General features: G+C 35.7%; 22 protein-coding genes. 15 read left to right on the top strand and 7 right to left on the bottom strand.

The window, feature by feature from the left end; all coding sequences use genetic code 11:
* Nucleotides 1-54: 54 nt before the first annotated feature.
* From CEY12_RS20360 to CEY12_RS20350, 3 genes are read right to left on the bottom strand one after another with little or no spacing between them, the layout of a single operon-like run.
* Nucleotides 55-822, bottom strand: coding sequence for a hypothetical protein (locus CEY12_RS20360; protein ID WP_089029400.1), 768 nt, complete (start codon nt 820-822; stop codon nt 55-57).
* Nucleotides 823-838: 16 nt separating this feature from the next.
* Nucleotides 839-1,705, bottom strand: coding sequence for a hypothetical protein (locus CEY12_RS20355; RefSeq protein ID WP_089029399.1), 867 nt, complete (start codon nt 1,703-1,705; stop codon nt 839-841).
* 12 nt (nt 1,706-1,717) lie between these two features.
* Nucleotides 1,718-2,515 carry a hypothetical protein gene (locus CEY12_RS20350; protein WP_089029398.1) on the bottom strand — a complete coding sequence of 266 codons (798 nt, stop codon included), beginning with the start codon at nt 2,513-2,515 and terminating at the stop codon, nt 1,718-1,720.
* Nucleotides 2,516-3,162: 647 nt separating this feature from the next.
* On the opposite strand from CEY12_RS20350, the gene CEY12_RS20345 reads away from it, so the two are divergent.
* Nucleotides 3,163-3,738, top strand: coding sequence for a Crp/Fnr family transcriptional regulator (locus CEY12_RS20345; protein WP_089029397.1), 576 nt, complete (start codon nt 3,163-3,165; stop codon nt 3,736-3,738).
* A 50-nt stretch (nt 3,739-3,788) separates the two neighbouring features.
* Here CEY12_RS20345 and CEY12_RS20340 read toward each other — a convergent pair whose 3' ends face one another.
* Nucleotides 3,789-5,201, bottom strand: a complete 1,413-nt coding sequence (locus CEY12_RS20340) for a PLP-dependent aminotransferase family protein (protein ID WP_089029396.1) — start codon at nt 5,199-5,201, stop codon at nt 3,789-3,791.
* A gap of 142 nt (nt 5,202-5,343) precedes the next feature.
* Here CEY12_RS20340 and CEY12_RS20335 point away from each other — a divergent pair, with 142 nt between their 5' ends.
* The 8 genes from CEY12_RS20335 to CEY12_RS20300 all read left to right on the top strand — a co-directional run bounded on the left by CEY12_RS20335 (nt 5,344) and on the right by CEY12_RS20300 (nt 11,961).
* Complete coding sequence (locus CEY12_RS20335) at nt 5,344-5,856, top strand: hypothetical protein (RefSeq protein WP_089029395.1); 513 nt, start codon at nt 5,344-5,346, stop codon at nt 5,854-5,856.
* A 181-nt stretch (nt 5,857-6,037) separates the two neighbouring features.
* The gene (locus CEY12_RS20330; protein ID WP_089029394.1) at nt 6,038-6,622 is read left to right on the top strand and encodes a Crp/Fnr family transcriptional regulator; all 585 of its coding nucleotides are present in this window, start codon (nt 6,038-6,040) and stop codon (nt 6,620-6,622) included.
* A 64-nt stretch (nt 6,623-6,686) separates the two neighbouring features.
* The gene (locus CEY12_RS20325; RefSeq protein WP_089029393.1) at nt 6,687-7,394 is read left to right on the top strand and encodes a DUF4386 domain-containing protein; all 708 of its coding nucleotides are present in this window, start codon (nt 6,687-6,689) and stop codon (nt 7,392-7,394) included.
* A 666-nt stretch (nt 7,395-8,060) separates the two neighbouring features.
* The gene (locus CEY12_RS20320; RefSeq protein WP_089029392.1) at nt 8,061-8,795 is read left to right on the top strand and encodes a DEAD/DEAH box helicase; all 735 of its coding nucleotides are present in this window, start codon (nt 8,061-8,063) and stop codon (nt 8,793-8,795) included.
* 20 nt (nt 8,796-8,815) lie between these two features.
* A complete protein-coding gene (locus CEY12_RS20315; RefSeq protein ID WP_089029391.1) occupies nt 8,816-9,244 on the top strand; it encodes a cold shock domain-containing protein in 429 nt (142 codons plus the stop codon).
* A gap of 31 nt (nt 9,245-9,275) precedes the next feature.
* The gene (locus CEY12_RS20310; RefSeq protein WP_089029390.1) at nt 9,276-9,470 is read left to right on the top strand and encodes a cold-shock protein; all 195 of its coding nucleotides are present in this window, start codon (nt 9,276-9,278) and stop codon (nt 9,468-9,470) included.
* Between the two features lie 179 nt (nt 9,471-9,649).
* On the top strand, nt 9,650-10,690 hold the full coding sequence (locus CEY12_RS20305; RefSeq protein WP_089029389.1) for an SDR family oxidoreductase: 1,041 nt from the start codon (nt 9,650-9,652) through the stop codon (nt 10,688-10,690).
* A gap of 140 nt (nt 10,691-10,830) precedes the next feature.
* Nucleotides 10,831-11,961, top strand: coding sequence for an MBL fold metallo-hydrolase (locus CEY12_RS20300; RefSeq protein ID WP_089029388.1), 1,131 nt, complete (start codon nt 10,831-10,833; stop codon nt 11,959-11,961).
* A 102-nt stretch (nt 11,962-12,063) separates the two neighbouring features.
* Here the strand turns inward: CEY12_RS20300 and CEY12_RS20295 are convergent, their stop codons facing one another.
* Nucleotides 12,064-12,522, bottom strand: coding sequence for a hypothetical protein (locus CEY12_RS20295; protein ID WP_089029387.1), 459 nt, complete (start codon nt 12,520-12,522; stop codon nt 12,064-12,066).
* Between the two features lie 36 nt (nt 12,523-12,558).
* The gene (locus CEY12_RS20290) at nt 12,559-13,236 is read right to left on the bottom strand and encodes a TIGR02117 family protein (RefSeq protein WP_089029386.1); all 678 of its coding nucleotides are present in this window, start codon (nt 13,234-13,236) and stop codon (nt 12,559-12,561) included.
* A gap of 528 nt (nt 13,237-13,764) precedes the next feature.
* On the opposite strand from CEY12_RS20290, the gene CEY12_RS20285 reads away from it, so the two are divergent.
* The 4 genes from CEY12_RS20285 to CEY12_RS20270 all read left to right on the top strand — a co-directional run bounded on the left by CEY12_RS20285 (nt 13,765) and on the right by CEY12_RS20270 (nt 20,027).
* Complete coding sequence (locus CEY12_RS20285) at nt 13,765-14,211, top strand: hypothetical protein (RefSeq protein ID WP_089029385.1); 447 nt, start codon at nt 13,765-13,767, stop codon at nt 14,209-14,211.
* Between the two features lie 91 nt (nt 14,212-14,302).
* On the top strand, nt 14,303-15,388 hold the full coding sequence (locus tag CEY12_RS20280) for an efflux RND transporter periplasmic adaptor subunit (protein WP_089029384.1): 1,086 nt from the start codon (nt 14,303-14,305) through the stop codon (nt 15,386-15,388).
* 15 nt (nt 15,389-15,403) lie between these two features.
* Nucleotides 15,404-18,565, top strand: coding sequence for an efflux RND transporter permease subunit (locus tag CEY12_RS20275; protein WP_089029383.1), 3,162 nt, complete (start codon nt 15,404-15,406; stop codon nt 18,563-18,565).
* A complete protein-coding gene (locus tag CEY12_RS20270) occupies nt 18,558-20,027 on the top strand; it encodes a TolC family protein (protein ID WP_089029382.1) in 1,470 nt (489 codons plus the stop codon). The genes CEY12_RS20275 and CEY12_RS20270 overlap by 8 nt, the downstream gene beginning before the upstream one ends.
* 95 nt (nt 20,028-20,122) lie before the next feature.
* Here the strand turns inward: CEY12_RS20270 and queG are convergent, their stop codons facing one another.
* Complete coding sequence (queG, locus tag CEY12_RS20265; protein WP_089029381.1) at nt 20,123-21,058, bottom strand: tRNA epoxyqueuosine(34) reductase QueG; 936 nt, start codon at nt 21,056-21,058, stop codon at nt 20,123-20,125.
* 97 nt (nt 21,059-21,155) lie between these two features.
* Here queG and CEY12_RS20260 point away from each other — a divergent pair, with 97 nt between their 5' ends.
* Nucleotides 21,156-22,367: a PorT family protein gene (locus CEY12_RS20260; RefSeq protein ID WP_089029380.1), complete on the top strand. Its 1,212-nt coding sequence runs from the start codon at nt 21,156-21,158 to the stop codon at nt 22,365-22,367.
* An 82-nt stretch (nt 22,368-22,449) separates the two neighbouring features.
* Nucleotides 22,450-22,749, top strand: a complete 300-nt coding sequence (locus tag CEY12_RS20255; protein ID WP_089029954.1) for a rhodanese-like domain-containing protein — start codon at nt 22,450-22,452, stop codon at nt 22,747-22,749.
* Nucleotides 22,750-22,765: the final 16 nt, after the last annotated feature.

Raw genomic sequence — 22,765 nt, 5'->3', positions numbered from 1 at the left:
ATCAGGCAGTTCCGGCGGTAAAAAAAATTTAATTTGAGGCAACAGATGGTAGTTTTACAGTATTTTCTCTAAGCTGACATTGCTCTCCGATGTTCCTCCAAATGTATACCCTGATAAGGAAAGCCCATTATTATCTATCGTTATTCTAAAATTGACATTACTATTTACATCCAGGAACAGAACGGTATCTGCAGAAGCTAAATAATTATCTGTACTGATAAAAGCTGCTTTCGAAGACATATACCCTTTTTCCTCTCCGTTTACAACAATTGCAATATTGATTCTTACCCCTGTAAACCCAACATTGATCCCGTTGAATAAAGCATTAAAATTCACTCTGTATAAACCTTTTTGCCTTATCCTGAATGTGTCTGCGGAATTGTGTATCGACAAGTAATCTGCAAACTGAGCGTTATTAGCAGGAATAGAAAACGGTAAATTATTTGAGCTGCACAAAAGAGAAATACATCCTACGGAAGTGGCATCAATTCTGGCTCTTGTCCATGTAACGGATTTTATTTTAGGTATAAAAGCCTGTTTCCAGGTAGATCCTTCATAAACTTTTGTGAGTCCCGCATTCTTATCATACATCAGCATGGCTTCCATGGCAGGATCATTATCATATCCATCTGCTTGTGATGCGTTGTATTTTGGTAAGGAGGTATTATTCTCAGCAGCCGGTAAAATCAGAACTTTCTGCCCGTTTGTATTCTGTAATTCTAATTGAGTATAGGTATTTGAAGGAGTACTTCCTCCAATTATAACCTGAGCACTGACGGATGTTCCTAGTAATATACTGGTGATTAATAAATATGTTTTCATTGTGTACGGTTAAGAGTTATTTTAATTTCTGGATATTAATAAATGTATCCCTATGATCTATAGAACTGAAATAATTAGATATCGTTGCGCTTGTAGACACCATTGCCGCTAATCTTATTCTTGCATTGGCAGGTAAAGTAACGGTAGAAGATACACTTGCACTTTTATTGCCCGCTTGCCCCAGATCAATGAAAATTCCACCATATTGAAGCGTTTCACTATAAGCCAATGTGGCCCAGGTATTTCCATTGTCATAACTTACATCGAGATTTACCCAGTAAGACACATCACTTCCGAGTCCTAAAATGCTGGTCCCCCCAAAACCAATAACTCCTGAGATATAATATAATCCGGCAGACGGTATGGTTACAAAATTGGAACCTGCTGTAAGGTTGAGATTATTGACAAGAAGTTGGGAACGATTGATTGTATTTGAAATAGAAATGGTTTTCCGGTTGCTGTTTCCAAGTAAAGCACTTATATCACATGTACTTATACCCAAAACACCAATACATGTCCAGCTTTCCGAATTGCTGGAATTTTTACGGGTTTCAAAAGGATTATAAAACCCACCCAACTGTAGTGCCGGGCTCCATACTGTTCCATCGTATTTATAATATTGTTTATCTTCTTTATTATATACAATGGCACCCTCCAGGGAAGGAAGATCATTAAAGAGATCTTCCTGGAGAGCATTGTACAGAGGAAAACCGCTAATATTGTCTGCTTTGGTAAAAATGACCCCTTTTTTTGAGTCTTTGATATCCAATAGCGCGTTAGCGTGGGGTAAACCCGGGGTTGTAGATATCCTTACCTGTGCTTCAACATGAATTGAAAACAGGAAGGAAAAAAGTATTCCGTATAAATATATTTTTGTATTCATTTTTGTATTTTTTTAAAGCACTATTTTTTCAAAGGTCACTTCTCCCGTCCCATAGGTATTATTGTTCTGGAAGGTTGCTGAAGAGGAAGATATCGATGCGCCTGCATTTATAAAACCCTGTAGCCGGAATTTATCCCCTGAATTAGCAAACAAAACAATCGAGCCATTAAACACAGGAGTATATCCTAATTCACGGCTCGTATCTGTGTAGGATTGGGAATCTATCGTTGCAAAAGATGTAGGAGTTGCTACATTCGCCTTTTGTAAACGAAGTTCAACATCAACATCTCGTCCAGTAACTACTGCATAAGATCTGTAGGTGATCCTGTACACTCCCTGTTCATTCACTGTTAAAACATTGGAGGTAACAGATACATTAATCAGATTTCCTTTAAAATCAGAACCGCCGGTGTTAGAAATGGACATGATACCCGTATCTGTACAACCAAGTATACCACAGGAAAGGTTTAAATTAGCGGGTCTCGAAAAATGAGCAAGATATTGCGGTTTTGTTTCTACTATATAATCATAAACACTTTGCCATCTGTTACCGTCATGCTCATAAATAGATGCATTATTTTTATTGTAAACGATAGCTCCTTTAAATGTATCATCTGCATTTGGATTAGCTGCAATACTAATCTGGGACACATTGGGTAGCAGAACAGCTGTCGCCGGAGTTGTGGATTTTACATCCAGTATTGCATTAGCGTTGGGTTGGTTATTGGCACCGGTCCTGGAAATTCCCACCTGAGAATAAACCAGTGAGCTCAATAACATTAAAAGAATACTCAAAACATTTTTTTTCATTATTATTTATTTTTTGTGATGATATAGCAGAAGAGTCTAAAAAGTAATTTTCGAGAAAATTTCCAGGTGAAAATCTTGAAAAACAACTGCAGGGAGTTTTTGCATAAGCAGCTCCCCCAGTTGTACTATATGTGGAATTGTGCCTTTCATTTTAAGGATAGATTTACTGTAATTGGATTAAGCTTATAAACTGGGCAGGAATTATTTTTTCCATTTTTATATAGTTTTAAAATTAATCAACATGACTATATAGGGATAAGTATAACATTGAAATCAAAACAATTCCAACTCCGTTTAATAAAATTAATATTTCAAATATAAATAGTTATATCACGTAAAATTTTAATCTATCTTAAAATCTCAAGTTAATTTTTTCCCATAATCAAAAAGTTAAAATACGGTCACTATTCATTAAAATATTAACATTTAACGATTTGAAATTCTTCTATTTTTGAAAAAAAATAAGACTGGCTATTATAAAGCCAGCCATGATATGTACCTATTACTTTTTTTTTGAAAATAATTTGGAAAATTCATGTCAAAAAAGTCTATAAAATAAATAGACTACATGCTAAAAATGTACAGCCGGGAGCTTTGAGTGCATATTCAATATTGTAAAAAACATTTATTAAGAGGAGAAAAAATATATGGAATTAAGTAAATATCTTCAAGGGAAACTGGATCTAATGCCTACGACCATTTCTTTTCTCGATAGCCAATTTGATCATAAAGAATTACAAAAAAATCATATACTGTTGTCCAGTGGGAACCACTCTAAAGAAGTCTTCTTTATAGAAAAAGGATTAATACGCAGCTTTTATTATAAAGATGGAAAAGACATTACTGATTTCTTTTATAAAGAAGATACTTTTTTATTTTCTATAAAAAACATCTTTCTGAATCAGACAGATAGTTATAATTATGAATTGCTTGAAAATTGTAAGATCCGATCTATCCATTACTCAGCATTTGAAAAACTTCTGGACCAGTTTCCTAAACTTAATTATTCCATGCGTATTTATATGGCCAGAAATATAAAATTCTTGTCGGAACGGGTGTATGATATTCAGTTTCAATCGGCTGAATACAGGTACAGAAAGCTTATTGAAGCATCACCGGATATTGTACTCCGTGCAGCTTTGGGAGATATCGCTTCTTATTTAGGAATAACCCAACAAACGCTTAGCGTTATCAGAGCCGGAATTTTTTCAAAAAAAAAATAAACTCATCAATTGTTTACTTCTTAAAAGCACGCTCTTTTTTATATCCTGAATTAGAGAAGGTCTTTAGCTTTCGTACCTGCATTTTCCAAAGATTGAAAGCTATTAGAATTAATATGTTCAGCAAATACAATCCTAAAATAATGATGAAACTTATCTGTAAAGGTAAAAATATCACCTGGAGTAAATAATATTCTTTGATTTTCACAATAGGTGTAGAAAGATTTCATATCAACTTGCTCCGGTAAACTTCCCCAAATACTATATCCCCCGTCGGGAGTTTGAAAATATGAACGGTCAGGAAAATACTGACGTAAAGCCTCCAGGACTTCTTTTGCCTGTTTTTTCAATTGCTTACGAAATGACCGTAAATGTTTGTCATAGCTACGGTCTTCGAGCAATCTGATGAGTAATTCCTGATATATCGGAGCCACAGACCTTCCCAAAGCGAACTTTAGTCTTTCAGTTTCTGCAGTGTATTTACCCGCATGCAGCCAACCAAGCCGGATTCCCGGAGCCAGTGTCTTTGAAAAAGAAGAAAAGGTCATTACCCAACCATCTTCATCAAAATTACGAATATTAGAAGGTCGTTCATTTCCAAAATAAAGATCTCCATAAATATCATTTTCTATAATTGGAAATTGATGCTCAACTGCAATCGAAAGCAATTCTTTTTTGGTATCATCCGACATAAGAATCCCGGTTGGGTTATGAAAATTAGGAGTTACCACAAGAGCTTTGATCGGATGATCCGAACATACTTTTTTTAAATATGCCGCATCAAATCCATTTTCATTATGGACAAAGATTTCAATTGTCTTAAGCCTTAGGTTGCTGATTACTTCTAAAACAGAAAATACACATGGACTTTCAACCGCAATAAGATCACCTGGATTTGTAACAGATGCCAAAGCAATATAAAGCGCCTGCAAAGCCCCGTCTGTAATAATTAATTCTTCAGGATTAAGCATACATCCATATTGAGATGCTCTATCCGCAATTTGATTTCTCAACTCCCATGATCCATTGACAGGATAATAACGGAGAAGTGAAGCTCCTTTTTCCCGAATCACTTCCTGCATTTTTTTTAAAATCAGATTTTGAGGAATCAAAAGATCTGTTGGTGTGGCAGAATTAAATGAGGTATACTCCGAAGGTCTATTTCTTGGCGAAATTAATGTAACATTTCTGCTAAAGACTTCATTTTTTGCAGTATATTCATTCAATAAAGGTTTGGTTATATTTTGTTTTCTATCTGAAGCTACAAAATAACCGGAACGTGGAATATTCTTTACTAACCCTTTTATGACCAGATAATCATAACCGCTTTGAACAGAACTGGTACTGAGGTGATAATTGTTCTTAATTTCTCTGACAGAAGGAAGGCGGCTACCCGGTCTAAGTATTCCCTTTTTTATTTTGCTCTCAATGACAGAAGTAAAAACTTCATATCTGTACGTTTGCATACTGATTCATCTTTTCAGAACAAATGTACAAATGTGTTCTTATAAATATCAATTAAAAACCAACTGTACTGACTCAATTGTATAGAACTGTACCTATATAATCGATTCACAATCCACTAACTTTGAAAAAAAAGAAATCTAAATGGAGATTATTTCAAAATTCACAGTAGGATCAGATCAGGGAATCGACTATCTTTTTTCTGTAATGAGACCGTACATCAGAAATAGATATCAGGAAATTATTTCACCCGAAAAAATAGAAGAATACCTTGCCGAATATGTCGAGTATAAAAAAATGATCAATGTACTGAATGATCTTTCCACTCAGCTCATCATGGTGTTTGTGGATGATGAGCCTGTCGGATATTGTCTTTTTAAAAGTGGCTCCAGCTATTCCGGCTCTCCAGAAGGAAAAAGAATGACAGAAATAATAGATTTTGCTCTACTTCCGGAATATGATCTACCCGAAGTAAGACAATCACTCTGGAATAAAAGCAGATCAGCCATTACCTTTACAGACAGCATTTGGATCAATACAACTGAGAATGATCCCATCGTTAGATTTTTTAAAGACCTGGGATTTCTTTTTGTAAAAGATACTGTATTAAAGAATTTTTCTGTTCCATCAGGAATTTTTGAATTGGAATTAAAATAATAAGGTCATCATCTCTTTTTATAAATAATATTTATTAAAAATTCAAATAGAATACATTCAATAAAATATGTACCATCTTTCGCTGTAAAATATATTGAAAAAATGAAGTAATTTTATGTACCTGATAAATGTAATCTGAATTACCTTTTTCAATTTTCAGCATTAAAACGAAACGAAAGCAATGGATCATTATTACGAAACCTTATTTAACTATATAGAACAAATTATTGCGTTGCCAGAATCTGACCGGGCTAATTGCCGTAGTACTTTCAAACCTGTTTTTGTTCCCAGGGATACGCTTCTCGAAGAGGCGGGTACAGTTCCGAAATACCATAATTTTATAGTATCAGGTCAGATGCGTAATTTTTATACCAATGAAAATGGTGAAGAGGTAACGGTTGATCTCAATAATGATTCAAGATTTTTCACTTCTTATTTTCACTTTATTAACCAAACTGTTTCTAATCAGACTCTTCATTGTATAACCGAATGTGAGCTTCTAAGAATTACACATGAGGATGCTATTGCGACAGCCCAGAGGAGCAAAACTCAAAAAGATTTTACAATTAAGCTATTTGAAAAAGTACAGGAAGAGGACAGGCAGAGAATGAACGATCTAACGACCCTTACAGCCGAACAGAGATATTTAAAATTAATCAACCAACAACCCAATATTATTAAAAATGTTCCCCTTAAATACATCTCTTCTTATTTAGGCATTAAACCTGAAAGCTTAAGCAGAATAAGGCGTGAATTATTTTCCTAACAAATGTTAAGTTGAGCACAGCAGGGTATCAAATATCTTTGTTAGAGTTTAACCTGATATACTTATGGACTCCCAAATAAAAACCGCAAGAATCGCCGGATTTACCTATTTAATTGTTATTATAACTGGTATCCTTTGTTTACAATATATTCCTTCAAAACTTAAATTACCAGATGAGGTAACACAGTTTAAAGCTGAGATTCCAGCTTTTCTACCTCTATTCAAAATTGGAATTGTTTGTGAAATAATTTGTTGGACTTCTTTTTTAGTACTACCATTTATTCTTTATAAACTTTTCAAACCCGTTAATGATTTCTACGCTAAAATAATGGTTGCTTTTGCTCTTGTGCAGGTTCCCATTTCCTTCGTCAATTTATCCAATAAATTTGCTGTCATCAACTTATTGAGTAACTCGGGTTATCCGAAAATGTATACTGAAGGGCAACTTCATACCCACGTTAAGTTTTATCTTGATTTATATCACGATGGTAATTTTGTAAACCATATATTTTGGGGACTTTGGTTACTTCCTTTTGGTTATCTTGTTTATCGATCAGGATTTATTCCCAAAATATTAGGAATTCTTTTAATGGCGGGATGCTTTGGATATCTAATCGATTTTTTCGGAACTTTTCTCTTCCCCACCTATGATCAAACTTTTATTCCCCATTATATTATGCTACCGGCCAGCCTAGGTGAAGTAGGAATATGCTTATGGCTCATGATTATAGGGGTTAAAAAAAAACAGTCTAACAATACTCTATTTAACTAAAGAACAGGTAATCAGAACACAATCAAAATGAGGGGCAATATGATGGGCAATGTATTAATTTTAGTAAAATGATTCCCGTCCGATATATTGTATCCTTAGTAATGGCATTTCATTATTAATCATAACATGTTTGAAACAATTTTTTGAAAATCAATCAATTAAAACACCCTCATTCCATTATTTTTTCGTATATTTGCGTTTAATAAATAAACAGGCCTCTGCCTTTGCTCTCTGTTACAGTTTAGAATACTTATTTTTTTCTTTCAGTTTTTGCTTTTTCAGCTGCCAAAAATTAACCCTTATTTATTTCATAAATGAATATTTATATAGGCAACTTTAAAACTCAAACAATAGAAAAACAATTTGAAGATCCTTTTACTCCTTTAGGAGATTTACTCTCAGTAGAAATTACAAAAGAAGACCACTACGCAGACTCTAGGGTTTACGGGCGTAAAGAAGTGCTTATTTAATTGAAGCATGGCACGCTATTGCAAACTCAGCAACTGATCTTTATTATTTTTAGATTATTGGTGAACAAAAGCAAGATAAATAATGGGAAAACAAAGATTATTTCTTAAATTTAACCATAATACACCAATAACAAAATAAATATTTCAATTTCTGCAAAGGATTGATCAAAGGTCGAAGATTCGGCAACCCTTATAAATGAATTTCAAAAATTTAAATTTAATAAACCCCATTATCCGAGCCGCAACAGAGACAGGATATTCAAAACCTACAGAAATACAGAGTGGTGCTATTCCACAGATTCTGAAAGGTAGAGATTTTCTTGGTTTTGCACCGAAGGAGAAAGGGAAAATAGCTGCATTTGCAATGCCGGTTATTCAATTATTAAAAAGAAGTTCTCCGGAACATAAGGAGATCCGAACGCTTATTTTAACCCCGACACAAGAACTGGCCATCCAGATCGAAGAAGATTTTAGAATTTACAGCAAATATCTTCCGCTTTCTCAACTGACTATTCATGATGGGACATCACAGGGAAATCAACTTGCTGCTTTAAGAATAAGAGTGGATGTTCTCATTACAACTCCTACGTCGTTACTCGATCTGATCAACTACAGACCTATTAATCTTTCCAAAATCGAAATTCTGGTTTTGGATGAAGCTGATAAAATGCTCGACCCGAGCTTTGTGAATGATGTGAAGAAAGTTCTTAAACTTATTCCTCAGAAAAGACAGACCCTACTTTTTTCTTCAACAGTATCAGATAAAATCAGGAAATTCGCTGATATGCTATTAAATAATCCCACAGAAATTGAGACAGCCTCCATTTCTCGTACGGAAAAAGATATTGAACAGCCAATGATCCCTGTTGAAAAAAAAGCAAAAACGGATAGGTTATATACCATAAATCCAACCCAATACTTAATACAATAACTAAATAATAAAATTAATTTATGGCAGATTCTTTCTCTAAAAAAGAAAATTTCAAGAAAAAAATTCAAAAACAAAAAGAAAAGGCTTTACGTCGTGAAGACCGCAAAACTAATAACAACAAAGGAAAAGGACTAGACGAAATGCTAACGTATGTTGACTCATACGGAAGACTTACTTCTACTCCACCGGAAGAAACACAAGAAATCAATCTTGACGATATCCAGCTAGGAGCAGCACCTATTCCTGAAGAAGAAATCCGCAAGTCTGGAATCATTACTTTTTTCAGTGAAAAAGGATATGGTTTTATCACTGAAGATAAAACTAAGGAAAATGTATTTTTCCATAGCAACAACTGTGCGGAGCCAGTAAAGAAAGGAAATAAAGTATCATTTGAGAAAGAGAGATCTCCAAAAGGGTTCTCAGCTATCGATATTCAATTGGTAAAATAATAAAATAACAACAATTTTAATAACAATTACAATGCAAGAAGGCACAGTAAAATTTTTTAACGAAACAAAAGGTTTCGGATTTATTTCTCCAGCAGACGGAGGACAGGATATCTTTGTACACGCTTCAGGATTAAGCACAAGAATTATTCGTGAAAACGATAAAGTAACTTTTGAAGTACAAAAAAGTGAAAAAGGATTAAACGCAGTAAATGTAAAACTTGCATAGTTTTCCAGATATTTTTCAATAAGATAATATCAAATCACACATGAGACCCCAATTTTGGGGTCTTTTTTTTGACCCTGTTTTTCTTTGTAAAAGAACCTCTCAACAAAGTAAATCTGGACTTTTAAACAAAATATCTGCCATCAATTTTATCGAAATTTGTTCCAGTAAAAATCACCATAATGGAAAGTTTAAACAATAATCAATTGGTATTGGTAACAGGAGGTACAGGGTTCGTTGCCATTCATACTATTTTGCAGCTTTTACAAAAAGGATACAGAGTAAGGACCACATTACGTTCCTTATCCAGAAAAGATGAAATACTGGCTATGCTGACCAATGCGGGTCTCTCATCTTTTGAAAATCTGGAATTCATTGAAACAGATCTTTTACAGGATAAAAACTGGGATGAGGCTGTAACCAAATGTACCTATGTATTGCATATTGCATCACCTATCTTTCTTCATTTACCCAAACATGAAGATGAGATGATACGTCCGGCTGTGGAAGGAACAGTAAGGATATTAAAAGCAGCAAGAAATGCAGGTGTACAGCGCGTTGTAATGACTTCAAACTTTGGAGCGGTAGGTTACAGTCATAAGGATCCAACCCGTCTGATCACTGAAAAAAGCTGGACAGATCCTAATGAAAAAGGATTATCAGCTTATAACAAATCAAAAATACTTGCTGAACGTGCAGCATGGGACTATATCAAAAACGAAGGAAATGGTCTGGAGCTAAGTGTTATTAATCCTACCGCTATTCTGGGACCCTCATTTACTGATAAGCTGTCAAGTGGCTTTGGACTCCTGAAGAGTATGCTCGACGGAAGCATGAAGCTGATCCCTAATATAGAACTTGCCATCGTAGATGTCCGCGATCTGGCAGATCTTCATATTCGTGCTATGGAAGACCCAAAAGCTAACGGAGAACGTTTTCTCGCTTTGTCAGATGGAACGATGACATTACCAGAAATCGCAGATTTTCTCAAAAAAGAGATGCCCGAAGTATCCCAAAAAATTTCGAACAAAAAAGTAGCTGACTGGGTGATCCGTTTTGCAGCAATTTTCAATTCGAGAGCAAAAGCTATTGCGCCCTTATTAGGCATAAACAGAAAGGCAAGTAATGCTAAAGCTAAAAATGTTTTAAGCTGGAAACCGAGAACAAATAAAGAAGCGATAATAGCAACCGTAAACAGCCTGATAAAGTATAATAAGTTATAAATCGTCTTATATAAAAAAGCCAAAAAAGTCAATGGATAAAGACAATTTTATTCAAAAATACTATCTTTATTTAATGCAAATGAAGAGATGGTAATCATTGGACGGAACAAAAAACATTGAAAAGTAAAAAATAAAGCACATTGAAAAAAACTGTAAAAGTACTCAGGAAAATACTTATCCTGCTGACGGCTATAATTGTTGTTCTCAGCATCGTTACCTTTTTCTACATGAGGAAAGAAGAGTTCGGAGCTTTGCCAGAAGGAAAGCGTCTGGAACTGGTTAAATCATCTTCTCATTATAAAAATGGCAGATTCAGGAACCTGATAGAACGACCAACACTCACTAAAGGATATAGTATGCCGGAAGTATTGTATGAAACCCTGTTTACAAAATTCCCAAACAGAAGCCCGGTGGACTCACTTCCCTCAGTAAAGACAGATTTGAAAAGACTGGATCCCTTCGATAATGCCTACGTATGGTTTGGGCATTCTTCTTTTTTCCTTCAGCTAAATGGGATAAAGATTCTTGTAGATCCCGTATTCAGCGGAACAGCTTCCCCAATACCAGGAAGTGTAACAGCTTACAAAGGAAGTGATATTTATACGGTAAATGATCTGCCAGATATTGATTACCTTTTACTATCCCATGATCATTATGACCACCTGGATTATGAAACGATAAAGGCTTTACAAAACAAAGTAAAATTCGTAGTCTGCGGATTAGGGAACGGAGCTCATTTTGAACGATGGAGATATACCCAAAAACAAATTGTAGAAAAGGACTGGTATGAATCTGTAGATGTTAAACCAGGATTTAAAATATTCACGGAATCCACCCATCACGATTCAGGCAGAGGTTTTAGAAGTGGACAGGCACTATGGCTTTCATTTCTGATTCAGTCCCCATCCATGAATATTTATTACAGCGGTGACGGTGGCCGTGATGACCGATTTAAAACAATAGGATCAAAATACGGAAAAATAGACTGGGCCATTATGGAATGTGGACAATATAACAAGGCTTGGCAATCGGTACATGAGCTACCTGAAGAAGTCGCTCTGGCTACAAAAGAATTGGGAGCTCAAAATTTACTTCCCGTACATAACTCTAAATTTACTTTAGCCAATCATCCATGGAAAGAACCTTTAGAAAAGATTTCTGCGCTGTCAAAAAATCAGTCTTATCGATTAGCAACGCCGATGATAGGAGAATTAGTTCATTTGAATCAACAGGATCAAAAATTTACTGAGTGGTGGAAAAATGTAAGGTAGCATTTTCTTGTCCATAGTAAAAGTACAATAATGTGAACCAAAAAAAATAAAATCTGGTTACTAACTCTTATAGTATAGAATCATTTTTCAACCTATTTGAAGTTACCAACTTTTACAGTCTAATTTCTTAACATCACTTATTTTGTCAGAACATTGAGTCTCTTTAAGAATTCCTAATATATCTTTAGGTAAATCACTTATGATTAAAGCTTTTATAGGTATTGCTACCAAATGATACTGACCGTCAAGAAAATTATTAAAATTGGTTTTATCAAATGAATACAATCCCTTCTTTGTCATTGATATATAATCCTCAAGATATCTTTCATCTGCACCGCTTCCATGTATTTTGGTCAATATATCATCTAGTTCGGGATTAACTGTACAAGCTGATATTTCAGGTAAACCCCTGAAATAAGAAACTAATTTTTCATTATTTTCCGAAGACCTTGCTACAGAATCAGGCAATCTTCCCCCACCAGAAGCCATAAAACCTATGTGATGACCATCGGTAAGAAACCAATCGATATCTAGGGTTTGTTGTTCTATTTCCGTTATCATTTTAAATTATTAAGTATAGTAGGTAATACAATTCTCCTACTTATAGTGCCTGAATATCCCAAAATCTGTAGCAGTCCACAACGCTGCTTTTTGTCCTGCTGCTTTTAATGCATCATTCGTCCAGGTATTGCAGGTATAAGAGAAGTTATAACTTCCTTTCGCATCATAAAATGCATCATTATCACTGTATACAGCAGTTGTAGGAATGACCATAAAATTACCATTTTTGTCTCTGTCAAATTTAGCTTCCACGAATTCTACTAATTTTTTATACTGTGATCTGCTGATCATGATCATTTTACAGTCGTCTCCTTCTTTCATTGTATTGTAATAGGTACAATGCATAGCCGAATCACTTAGCCAAAAAGCAGCTTTAAAAGCTGTAGAAAATTTTAAATCAGCCCATGTAGGAGTATCAAGATAGAATCCCTTATCTCCCCAGCCAATTCCTATATACTGGTAATCAGTCTTTTTTGAAGTGGTATTAGAAAACAGAACTTTTGTACTCCAGTCCTGCAAATCATTTTTTACAGGCATTACAATATCCGTATGTACTCCATTCGTATAAATGTAGATGGGAATTTCTTTCTTCTCTCCGTCATCTTTTGCTGAAACCCCGATAAAAGGAATTAAAAGAACAAGAACAACGTATAAAGCCACAATCCCAAGAATGATTCCTAAAGCTTTTAAGAATATGATCACTATTTTTTTCACAGATCTGTTTTTACAAGGTTACGTAAAATTAATTTTCAATTTATCACAAAAATATTTGTTTCAATCGGAAAAATCAGTATATTTAAGTATGAAATAGTTACAAATATGCGTAAAAACACTAAATCCCAAAAAAGATTTAAAGTAAGAGTAAAAATAGCTCCAAAAAGAATACAAAAAAGACGTTGATTTTCTAAAAGATTTTATCTTTTTGAAAGTCAATTTTTCTTTTTAGGAAAGGCTTTTCAGCTAATTTTCACTTATCAAATCTTCACCTCCTTAAACGTCTGAATTTAAGGAATGGTCGTTTACCCTCTTTAATTTGGAACACGAAAAATTCCAAAAGAGGATTTATCACCAAAAATTTCAAAACTTTCTTCCTTTTTAAAATTTATTCTTCTTACTTTTTTATTCATTCTATTATCCTCAACTCTCTTTTCGGATATTTTCTCGCTAATTTAAATTTTTAACACTTTTTTAATCTCCATTTTTTTGTTCCGGTTTTGAAGTTTAATTACCTTTGCTTTCGGGATGCGAGGAAGATTTCATCAATATCTGTTTACCGTTTTATTTGCTTTACTTACCGTTTTGGGTTTGTACTCTGGACAGATATCTACGTATACTACCTTTGATATTGATTTCACCCCTTACACATCCAGTGCTTCTCCGGGGAACGGCAATAGCTCAGATTTTTCCCTTAACAATCAGGAATTTAAAGATCAGTACAGTATTTCCCGCCCGCCTTATCATAAGCTCAGGGCCAACCTTTCCGAAAACGAAAATGAAAATGATGATACTGTAGAAACATCTGCCCTTCCGGAATTGTTGGTGTTTTTCAGGGAATCATCGCTCTATTTCAGATCAGACCTTGTCAGCATATTTCACAACAGACAAAGTGCTGTATTTTTTGCTAATTCCGAACATCTAAAACTTTCCACCGATGATCTGTACATCCAGTACAGGGTCATCAGACTGTGATTTTATATTACTTTTTTCGAAAATCTTAAGGCTTTCTCTTAGAGAGCCCGTAACTCTATTTTTTCAAATATAAATTATTATAAATATTACCATGGTCAAGAAAAGTCTCATGTATATAAACCTGTGCATTATTCTACTATGCATTAGCTGTCAGTCTGAGAAAAAAGAAAAAGCAGAAGCAGCCGTTTTTAATGTAACAAGTCCACTTATTAAGGATACATTAATCGACAAAGATTATGTGGCACAGATCCGGTCTATTAATCACATTGAGCTTCGTGCTCAGGAAAAAGGATATATCCAGTCCCTATATGTCGACGAGGGGCAATATGTACAAAAAGGGCAATTGTTATTCAAAATCATGCCCAATCTTTATGAATCCGATGTCAATCGGGCGAAGGCCGAAGCAAAATATGCTCAAATCGAATATCAGAATACAAAAAATCTTTCAGATAAAGATATTGTAGCACCCCAGGAAATGGCAATGGCCAAGGCCAAATATGAGAAAGCACAGGCAGAACTTTCTTCAATGAATACCCATTTAAAATTTACAGAAATACGTGCTCCCTTCAACGGAATCGTAGGTCGTTTACATGTTCGTAAAGGAAGCCTTGTCGATGACGGAGAGCTTATTACAGAACTTTCCGACAATAGTAAAATGTGGGTGTATTTTAATGTTCCGGAAGCTGAATACCTCAACCAGATGAGTGATAGAAAGGACAACGATCCTATGCATGTCCGCTTAAAAATGGCGAATGGCAAAACATTCAGTCAGGATGGTGTTGTTGAAACCATTGAATCTGATTTCGATAATGAAACAGGAAATATTGCCTACAGAGCAACTTTTTCCAATCCAAAAGGACTTCTCCGGTATGGGGAAACCGGAAATATTCTGATCACCTCTCCCTACGACAATGCGATGCTGATTCCTCAGAAAGCTACTTTTGAGGAATTGGAGAAAAAATATGTATATGTTATTACCAAAGACAATAAAGTAAAAGCGCGGGAAATAAAAATTACTGCTGAATTGCCGCATATCTATGTAGTTGCATCAGGACTTGGAAAAGATGAGAGAATTCTCCTCGATGGGTTGCGAATGGTAAAGGAAAACCAAAAGATTTCTGCCCGTTATCAAAAACCTGAAAAAGTGATGTCCAACCTTGAACTCTATGCAGAGTAATTCAAAAGCAGAATTATGTTTAAAAAAGTAATACACCGGCCGGTATTCGCTATCGTGATATCGGTCATCATCCTATTTGTAGGAGGATTGGCCATCAAACAGCTTCCTACTGAACAGTTTCCTAAAATTGCACCCACCACCGTTGCCGTATCTATTGCCTATCCGGGAGCGAGTGCTGATGTATTGGTGAAATCATCCTTGATTACTATTGAAAATGCCATAAACGGTGTGCAGGGAATGCGTTATATCACAACCGATGCCACCAGTGCAGGAGAAGCAACGGTGAACGTTGTTTTCGATCCGGGAACAGATCCCAATGCAGCAGTAGTCCTCGTAAAAACCAGAGTGGACCAGGTAATGCCACTACTTCCGGAACTTGTACAAAAGGAAGGAGTGGTTGTAAATCCTATTCAGCCCAGCATGTTGATGTATGTGAATTTATTCAGTACCAACAAAAGCATGGATGAAAAGTTCCTGTATAATTATGCTATGGTGAATATCATTCCTGAAATCAACCGGATCCATGGAATTGCCAAATCCCAGATCCTGGGGAGCCGGAGGTATGCCATGAGAATCTGGCTGAATCCGGACCGTATGCGTGCTTATTCTATTTCGGTAGATGAAGTCATGAAAGCCATTGGTGAACAGAGTATCATTGGCCGTCCTGGAAGGATCGGTCAGAGTTCAGGAATTGCCGCTCAGTCCCTCGAATATGTACTTACTTATAAAGGACAGTACAATAAGCCGGAAGAGTACGAAAATATTATTGTACGCTCTAATGCAGAAGGAGAAAATATTAAGCTTAAAGATGTTGCCAAGGTCGAATTGGGAAGTGAATTTTTTGATATCTATTCCAATCTTGACGGACATCCATCCGCTTCTATTGTCCTTAAACAAAACTATGGAAGTAATGCAAATGATGTCATAAAGGATGTCAAATCAAAACTGGAAGAAATGAAAGGGAATTTCCCTCCCGGAGTGGATTATAAGATCAGCTATGACGTTTCCCAGTTCCTGGATGCATCTATAGAACAGGTTGTCCATACATTGAGGGATGCATTTATCCTGGTTGCTATTGTAGTGTTTATATTTTTGGGAGACTGGAGATCAACACTGATCCCCATCATTGCCGTTCCCGTTTCTTTGGTAGGAACTTTCTTTGTGATACAGCTGTTTGGTTTATCCATAAATCTGGTTACCCTTTTTGCGTTGGTACTCGCCATCGGAATTGTTGTAGATAATGCCATTGTAGTTATTGAAGCGGTTCATGCTAAAATGGAAGAAAGTAATATCTCCCCGTATAAGGCTGTAAAAGAAGTTATGGCGGAAATTGCAGGAGCTATTATTGCTATTACAGCAGTGATGGTTGCGGTATTTATTCCTATTTCATTTATGACCGGTCCCGTAGGAACTTTCTACCGTCAGTTTTCCATCACTATGGCAAGCTCTATTGTTATTTCAGCTGTTGTGGCACTTACACTGACTCCGGTTTTAGCGGCTATGCTTTTGAAAAATAACCACGGAAAACCTAAGAAATCCAATCTGTTTACAAAATCACTTGATGCATTCAATAAAGGCTTTGATAAAATAACAGGTAAGTATGCCCAACTACTGAGAAAGATTGTTAACAGAAAAGTAGTAACCTGGGGAATCCTGATTTTATTTTCTGCAGGAATTTTTGTGATCAATAAGACTCTTCCCGGAGGTTTTATCCCGAATGAAGATCAGGGAACTATTTATGCTATTATCCAAACCCCTCCAGGATCTACGCTGGAACAAACCAATAAGGTTTCCAGGGCTCTACAAAAGATCTGTCAGGGTGTAGATGGTGTGGAATCTGTATCGTCACTCGCTGGATATGAAATCATGACAGAAGGACGGGGTTCCAATGCAGGAACATGTCTGATCAATCTTAAAACCTGGAGTGCCCGTGAACATTCTGTAAAAGAAATCATGGAAGAACTTGAACAAAAATCTAAAGACCTTGGGGCGACCATTGAGTTTTTCGAACCCCCTGCAGTACCTGGATTTGGATCTTCCGGAGGTTTTTCAATGAGACTGCTGGACCTTAACAGAACTACAGATTATCAGGATTTTGATAAGATCAATAAAGAGTTTATAGCCAATCTTAAAAAACGTAAAGAACTCACAGGAGTTTTCACTTTTTTCGCTGCTAACTATCCACAATATGAACTCGTATTCGATAATAATGCCGCAATGCAAAAAGGAGTTTCTATTGGTAAAGCAATGGATAACCTTAATATTTTGATTGGAAGTACCTACGAGCAGGGATTCATCAGGTTCGGACAATTCTTTAAAGTTTATGTACAATCTTCTCCTGAATTCAGAAGACTTCCTACAGATATCATGAAACTTTATGTAAAAAATGACCGTGGTGAAATGGTTCCCTATTCAGCATTTATGACGTTGAAAAAAACACAGGGACCAAACGAAATTACGCGCTATAATATGTATAATTCTGCGGCCATACGTGGATTGCCTGCAGCAGGATATACCACTGCTGATGCGATCACTGCGATTAACGAAACTGCGGCGAAAACTTTGCCTCATGGATATAAAGTAGCCTGGGAGGGATTATCTTATGATGAAGCGCAACGTGGGAATGAGGCTATTTATGTATTCCTTGTTGTCCTTGTATTTGTATACCTTGTATTAGCTGCCCAATATGAAAGTTTTGTGATTCCTTTCGCTGTACTCTGTTCACTTCCTGTTGGAGTTTTCGGATCTTTCCTTTTACTTAAAGCAATGGGTCTCGAAAATGACATTTACGCTCAGGTGGGACTTATTATGGTGATCGGATTGCTTGGTAAAAACGCCGTATTGATTGTTGAGTTTGCCGTACAGAAGAGACAGTCAGGAGACTCCATTTTTGAAGCGGCAGTAGAAGGTGCGAGAATCCGTTTCCGTCCGATTCTGATGACTTCTTTTGCTTTTATTGCAGGTCTTGTACCATTGATTTTTGCCGGAGGCGCCGGAGCTATCGGGAATCATACCATTGGTGCATCAGCATTGGGAGGAATGCTTGTAGGAACTTTATTGGGAGTTATTATTATTCCCGGATTATACTACATTTTTGCCAAATGGTCTGATGGCAAAAAAATGATCAAAGACGAAGATGAATCACCGCTAAGCGAAGATATGATACACTATGAATAAGAATAAAATATATCAATATACAGGTATTGCGCTGGTCTTTTTAAGCCTTGCGGCTTGTAAACCAATAGAAATAGAGCAACGTGTTGAAAATAAAACAGTACCGGAAAAATATGGCAGTACTGATGATGCTACCTCAAATACCGGAAAGATCAAATGGAATGAATATTTCAGTGATCCGAATCTTCAGGCACTCATCAATGAAGCACTGAAAAACAATCAGGAACTTAATATTGTTCTTCAGGAAATAGAGATTTCTAAAAATGAGATCAAAGCCCGTAAAGGAGAATATTTACCCTCTGTAGGTTTAAAAGCGGGAGCTGGTTTGGATAAAGTCAGCCGTTATACCAACATCGGCGCTATGGAAGCGAATACAGAAATTGAACCTGGTAAAGAAATGCCTGATCCTTTATTTGACTTTGCAGTTGGCGCTCAGGCAAAATGGGAAACCGATATCTGGGGAAAACTACACAATGCAACCCGGGCACAGGTACAGAGATATCTGGCCGGTGTTGAAGGGAAAAACTTTATGACAACCAATCTTATCGCTGAAATAGCTGATTCTTATTATGAGTTATTAGCTCTGGATAATGAACTGGATATTCTCCAACAGAATATAAAAATTCAAAATGATGCCTTGCAGGTGGTAAGAGATTTGAAAAAGTTTGCCCGTTCCAATGAACTTGCTGTACAGCGTTTTCAGGCACAGGTATTAAAAACACAGGGAATGCAATATGACATCCAACAAAAAATTGTAGAGACCGAAAACAGAGTTAATTACCTGGTCGGAAGATTCCCGCAACCAGTGGAAAGAACTAAAAATACCTTTAATACTCTTGTTCCTCAACCTGTCTACAGTGGAATACCTTCAGAACTGTTGGAAAACAGGCCTGATATCAAACAGGCTGAATATGAACTTGCTGCGTCCAAACTGGATATAAAATCAGCAAAAGCCAGATTCTATCCGTCCCTTGATATTTCCGCCGGAATAGGTTTTCAGGCTTTCAATCCTTTGTATATTGTTAAACCTCAGTCTTTCCTGTATTCTCTTGCCGGAGAACTTACTGCTCCGCTGATCAATAGAAATGCTATTAAAGCGGCTTATTATAATGCCAATTCTAAGCAGGTCCAGGCAGTTTATCATTATGAACAAACCGTATTAGCAGCCTATATCGAAGTTGCCAATCAGCTATCAAAAATTCATAATCTAGAAAGTAGTGTTGATATTAAAACCCAGGAAGTGAATGCACTAACCAAGTCTATTGACATCTCCAATGATCTTTTTAAATATGCCCGTGCAGATTATATGGAAGTTCTTTTAACCCAACGGGATGCATTGGAATCTAAATTTGAACTGGTTGAAAAGAAAGTAAATCAGCTTAAAGCCAGTGTGGCCATTTATAAAGCATTAGGTGGAGGATGGGATCAGAACCCTGTTGCAACGCCTGATATTATCAAGAAATAATTTAACCAATCTAATTTTTTCTCAAGGAAGCTTACCGAAAGGTGGGCTTCTTTTTTATAATTCCCAACTTTCATTTTTGAACTTTAAATTCTCTATTACTTCCCCTTTTCCAAAAACTCAATATTCCTTTTCAGACCTGCAAATTTTGTTCTTTTCACTGGTGATTTTCTAAAAATATCAGAAAACAATTCCTGGGTCAGCTCTTTCCATTCTCCTTTCTTGAAATTTTTCAGGGTTTCATTAGGTTTAAACCGGCTTTGCAGATTGGGAGCCGAGAACCGATTCCATGGGCATACATCCTGGCAAATATCACAGCCAAACATCCAGTCCTGCATTTTATCTTTGAAATAATCAGGAATTTCGCTTTTCAATTCTATGGTTGCATAAGAAATGCACTTACTCCCATCAACAATTTTATCAGAAATAATAGCGTTCGTGGGACAGGCGTCGATACATTTTCTGCATGTCCCGCAATGATTGGTGGTTTCGTGATCCGCAATCAATTCAAGATCACAGATAATTTCTGCCAAAAAATAAAAAGATCCGTTTTGTTTGGTGATAAGATTCGCATTCTTACCGACCCACCCAATTCCTGATTTCTTTGCCCAACTTCTTTCAAGTATTGGGGCAGAATCCACAAAAACCCTGAATCCAAAATCGCCAATTTCTTCCTGTAGTTCAGCAACCATCTCACGAAGGATCTCTTTGATCACTTCATGGTAATCTTCAGCATAAGCATATTTTGAAATCTTATAGTTTTCAAGTGCCGAAATTTTTTCTTCGGGAAAGTAATTATAAGATAATGAAATCACTGACTTAGAGCCCTCAACCAACAATCTGGGATCTAATCTTTTATCAAAATGATTTTCCATGTATTTCATTTCTCCATGGAAATTATTCTTAAGCCATTTTTCTAAGTGCCGTGCGTCGTCTTCAAGGAAATCAGCTTTTGAAATACCACAATTCTGAAATCCAAAACTTTGAGCTTTGGACTTTATCAGTTCAGAATATTTTTCAGCAGTTGAATTCATGATTTCCCGTTGCAAAATTAAGATTATTTTATAAATTTGCCGCTTTCATATTGATCAAAGAATATGAATACAAATTTACTACTGAAAAATTAAAACTATGAAGAAACTAGGGCTCCTTATCGGGCTTTTTACTGTTGGCATGAACTATGCCCAGATCAAATTTGAAAAAGGATATATTATTAATAATTCCGGAGAAAAGACTGAAGTATTAATTAAAGATTTAGATTGGAAAAATAATCCTACAGAGTTTGAATATAAACTTAACGATGTTTCTCCGGTAAAAAAGGAAGATATAAAAAACATTTCTGAATTTGCGGTCAACAATTCTGAAAAATATGTAAGAAAAACAGTAATGATAGACCATTCTTCAGATATCATTGCCTATATTTCAAAGAATAAAACACCTGATTTTAAAGAAGAAACCCTATTTCTAAAATATGTGGTTGAAGGAAAAGCTAATTTGTTTTATTATCAAAATACTGACACCAAAAGGTTCTTTTACAATATTGATCAATCTGATGTAAAGCAGCTTGTATACAAGCCCTATTATGTGAGTGAAATTTTGGTCCGTTATAACAATGAATATAAAAAACAGATCTCGGAAAATCTTACATGCGGTATCGAAAATAAAGAAATTGAAAATGCAGACTACAAAACAAATGCGCTAACAAAAATTTTCGTCAAATACAATGCATGTTCCAACGGTGGTTCTGTAAATTATGCTGAGATAAAAGAAAAAAGAGACTTTTTTAATCTGAATATCAGACCGGGAATCAGCAGTTCGAAATTTCAAACGACATTCAATTCTTATGATCCGGCTGGAAAAGCAGATTTTGACAGAAAATTTACTTTCAGGATCGGAGCTGAATTTGAATTCCTCCTTCCTTACAACAAAAATAAATGGGCCATATTCATTGAGCCTACTTATCAGTATTATAAAACCGATTCCGAAACTACAGTCAACCGTGGAACGTACTTTGAAAGAAAAATCACTCAAAGTATAGACTACAAATCGCTAGATACACCTATTGGAATCAGACACTATATGTTCCTAAATGATAAATCCAAGATATTTGTTAATGCTGCATTTATTCTTGGGATTGGTCTTAATTCTTCTTTCAAACAGGACAATGTTGAAATGGATATAAAAACCGCCAATAATATTGCATTTGGGGCAGGTTATAAATACGATGATAAATTCAGTGTCGAGCTCAGAGTGAATACTTCAAGAAACCTTTTAAGAAATTATGTAATGTGGGACTCTGATTACAGTACGATGTCATTAATTTTCGGATATACCCTTTTCTAAGAATTAAAGCTTTTGCGAAATACTATATCCAAAAAAATTGTGTATTTTCGTTACTCTTTTAATGTTTAAAACCAAAAAAGTTATGTCTTTAACAGAAGTATTAAAATCAGGAAATTATCAATTAATAGACGTTCGTGAACCAATGGAATTGGAAATGGACGGTAATATAGAAGGTGCTCAAAATATTCCATTAGGAGAAGTTGAGGACAGAAAGGATGAAATTTTATCGATCGAAAAGCCAGTTGTTATATTCTGTAGAAGTGGAAACAGAAGCGGAAAAGCATTGGAATATTTAAACTCTCAGGGTTTAAAGGATGGCTATAACGGCGGTGGCTGGGCAGATCTGAAAGCAACAATCGAAGCAAATCAAGGAACTTTTTAAGTTCCTTTTTTTATAC

The sequence above is a fragment of the Chryseobacterium sp. T16E-39 genome, from assembly GCF_002216065.1.
Classification (GTDB): domain Bacteria; phylum Bacteroidota; class Bacteroidia; order Flavobacteriales; family Weeksellaceae; genus Chryseobacterium.
This window is presented reverse-complemented; position numbering and strand designations above follow the sequence as displayed.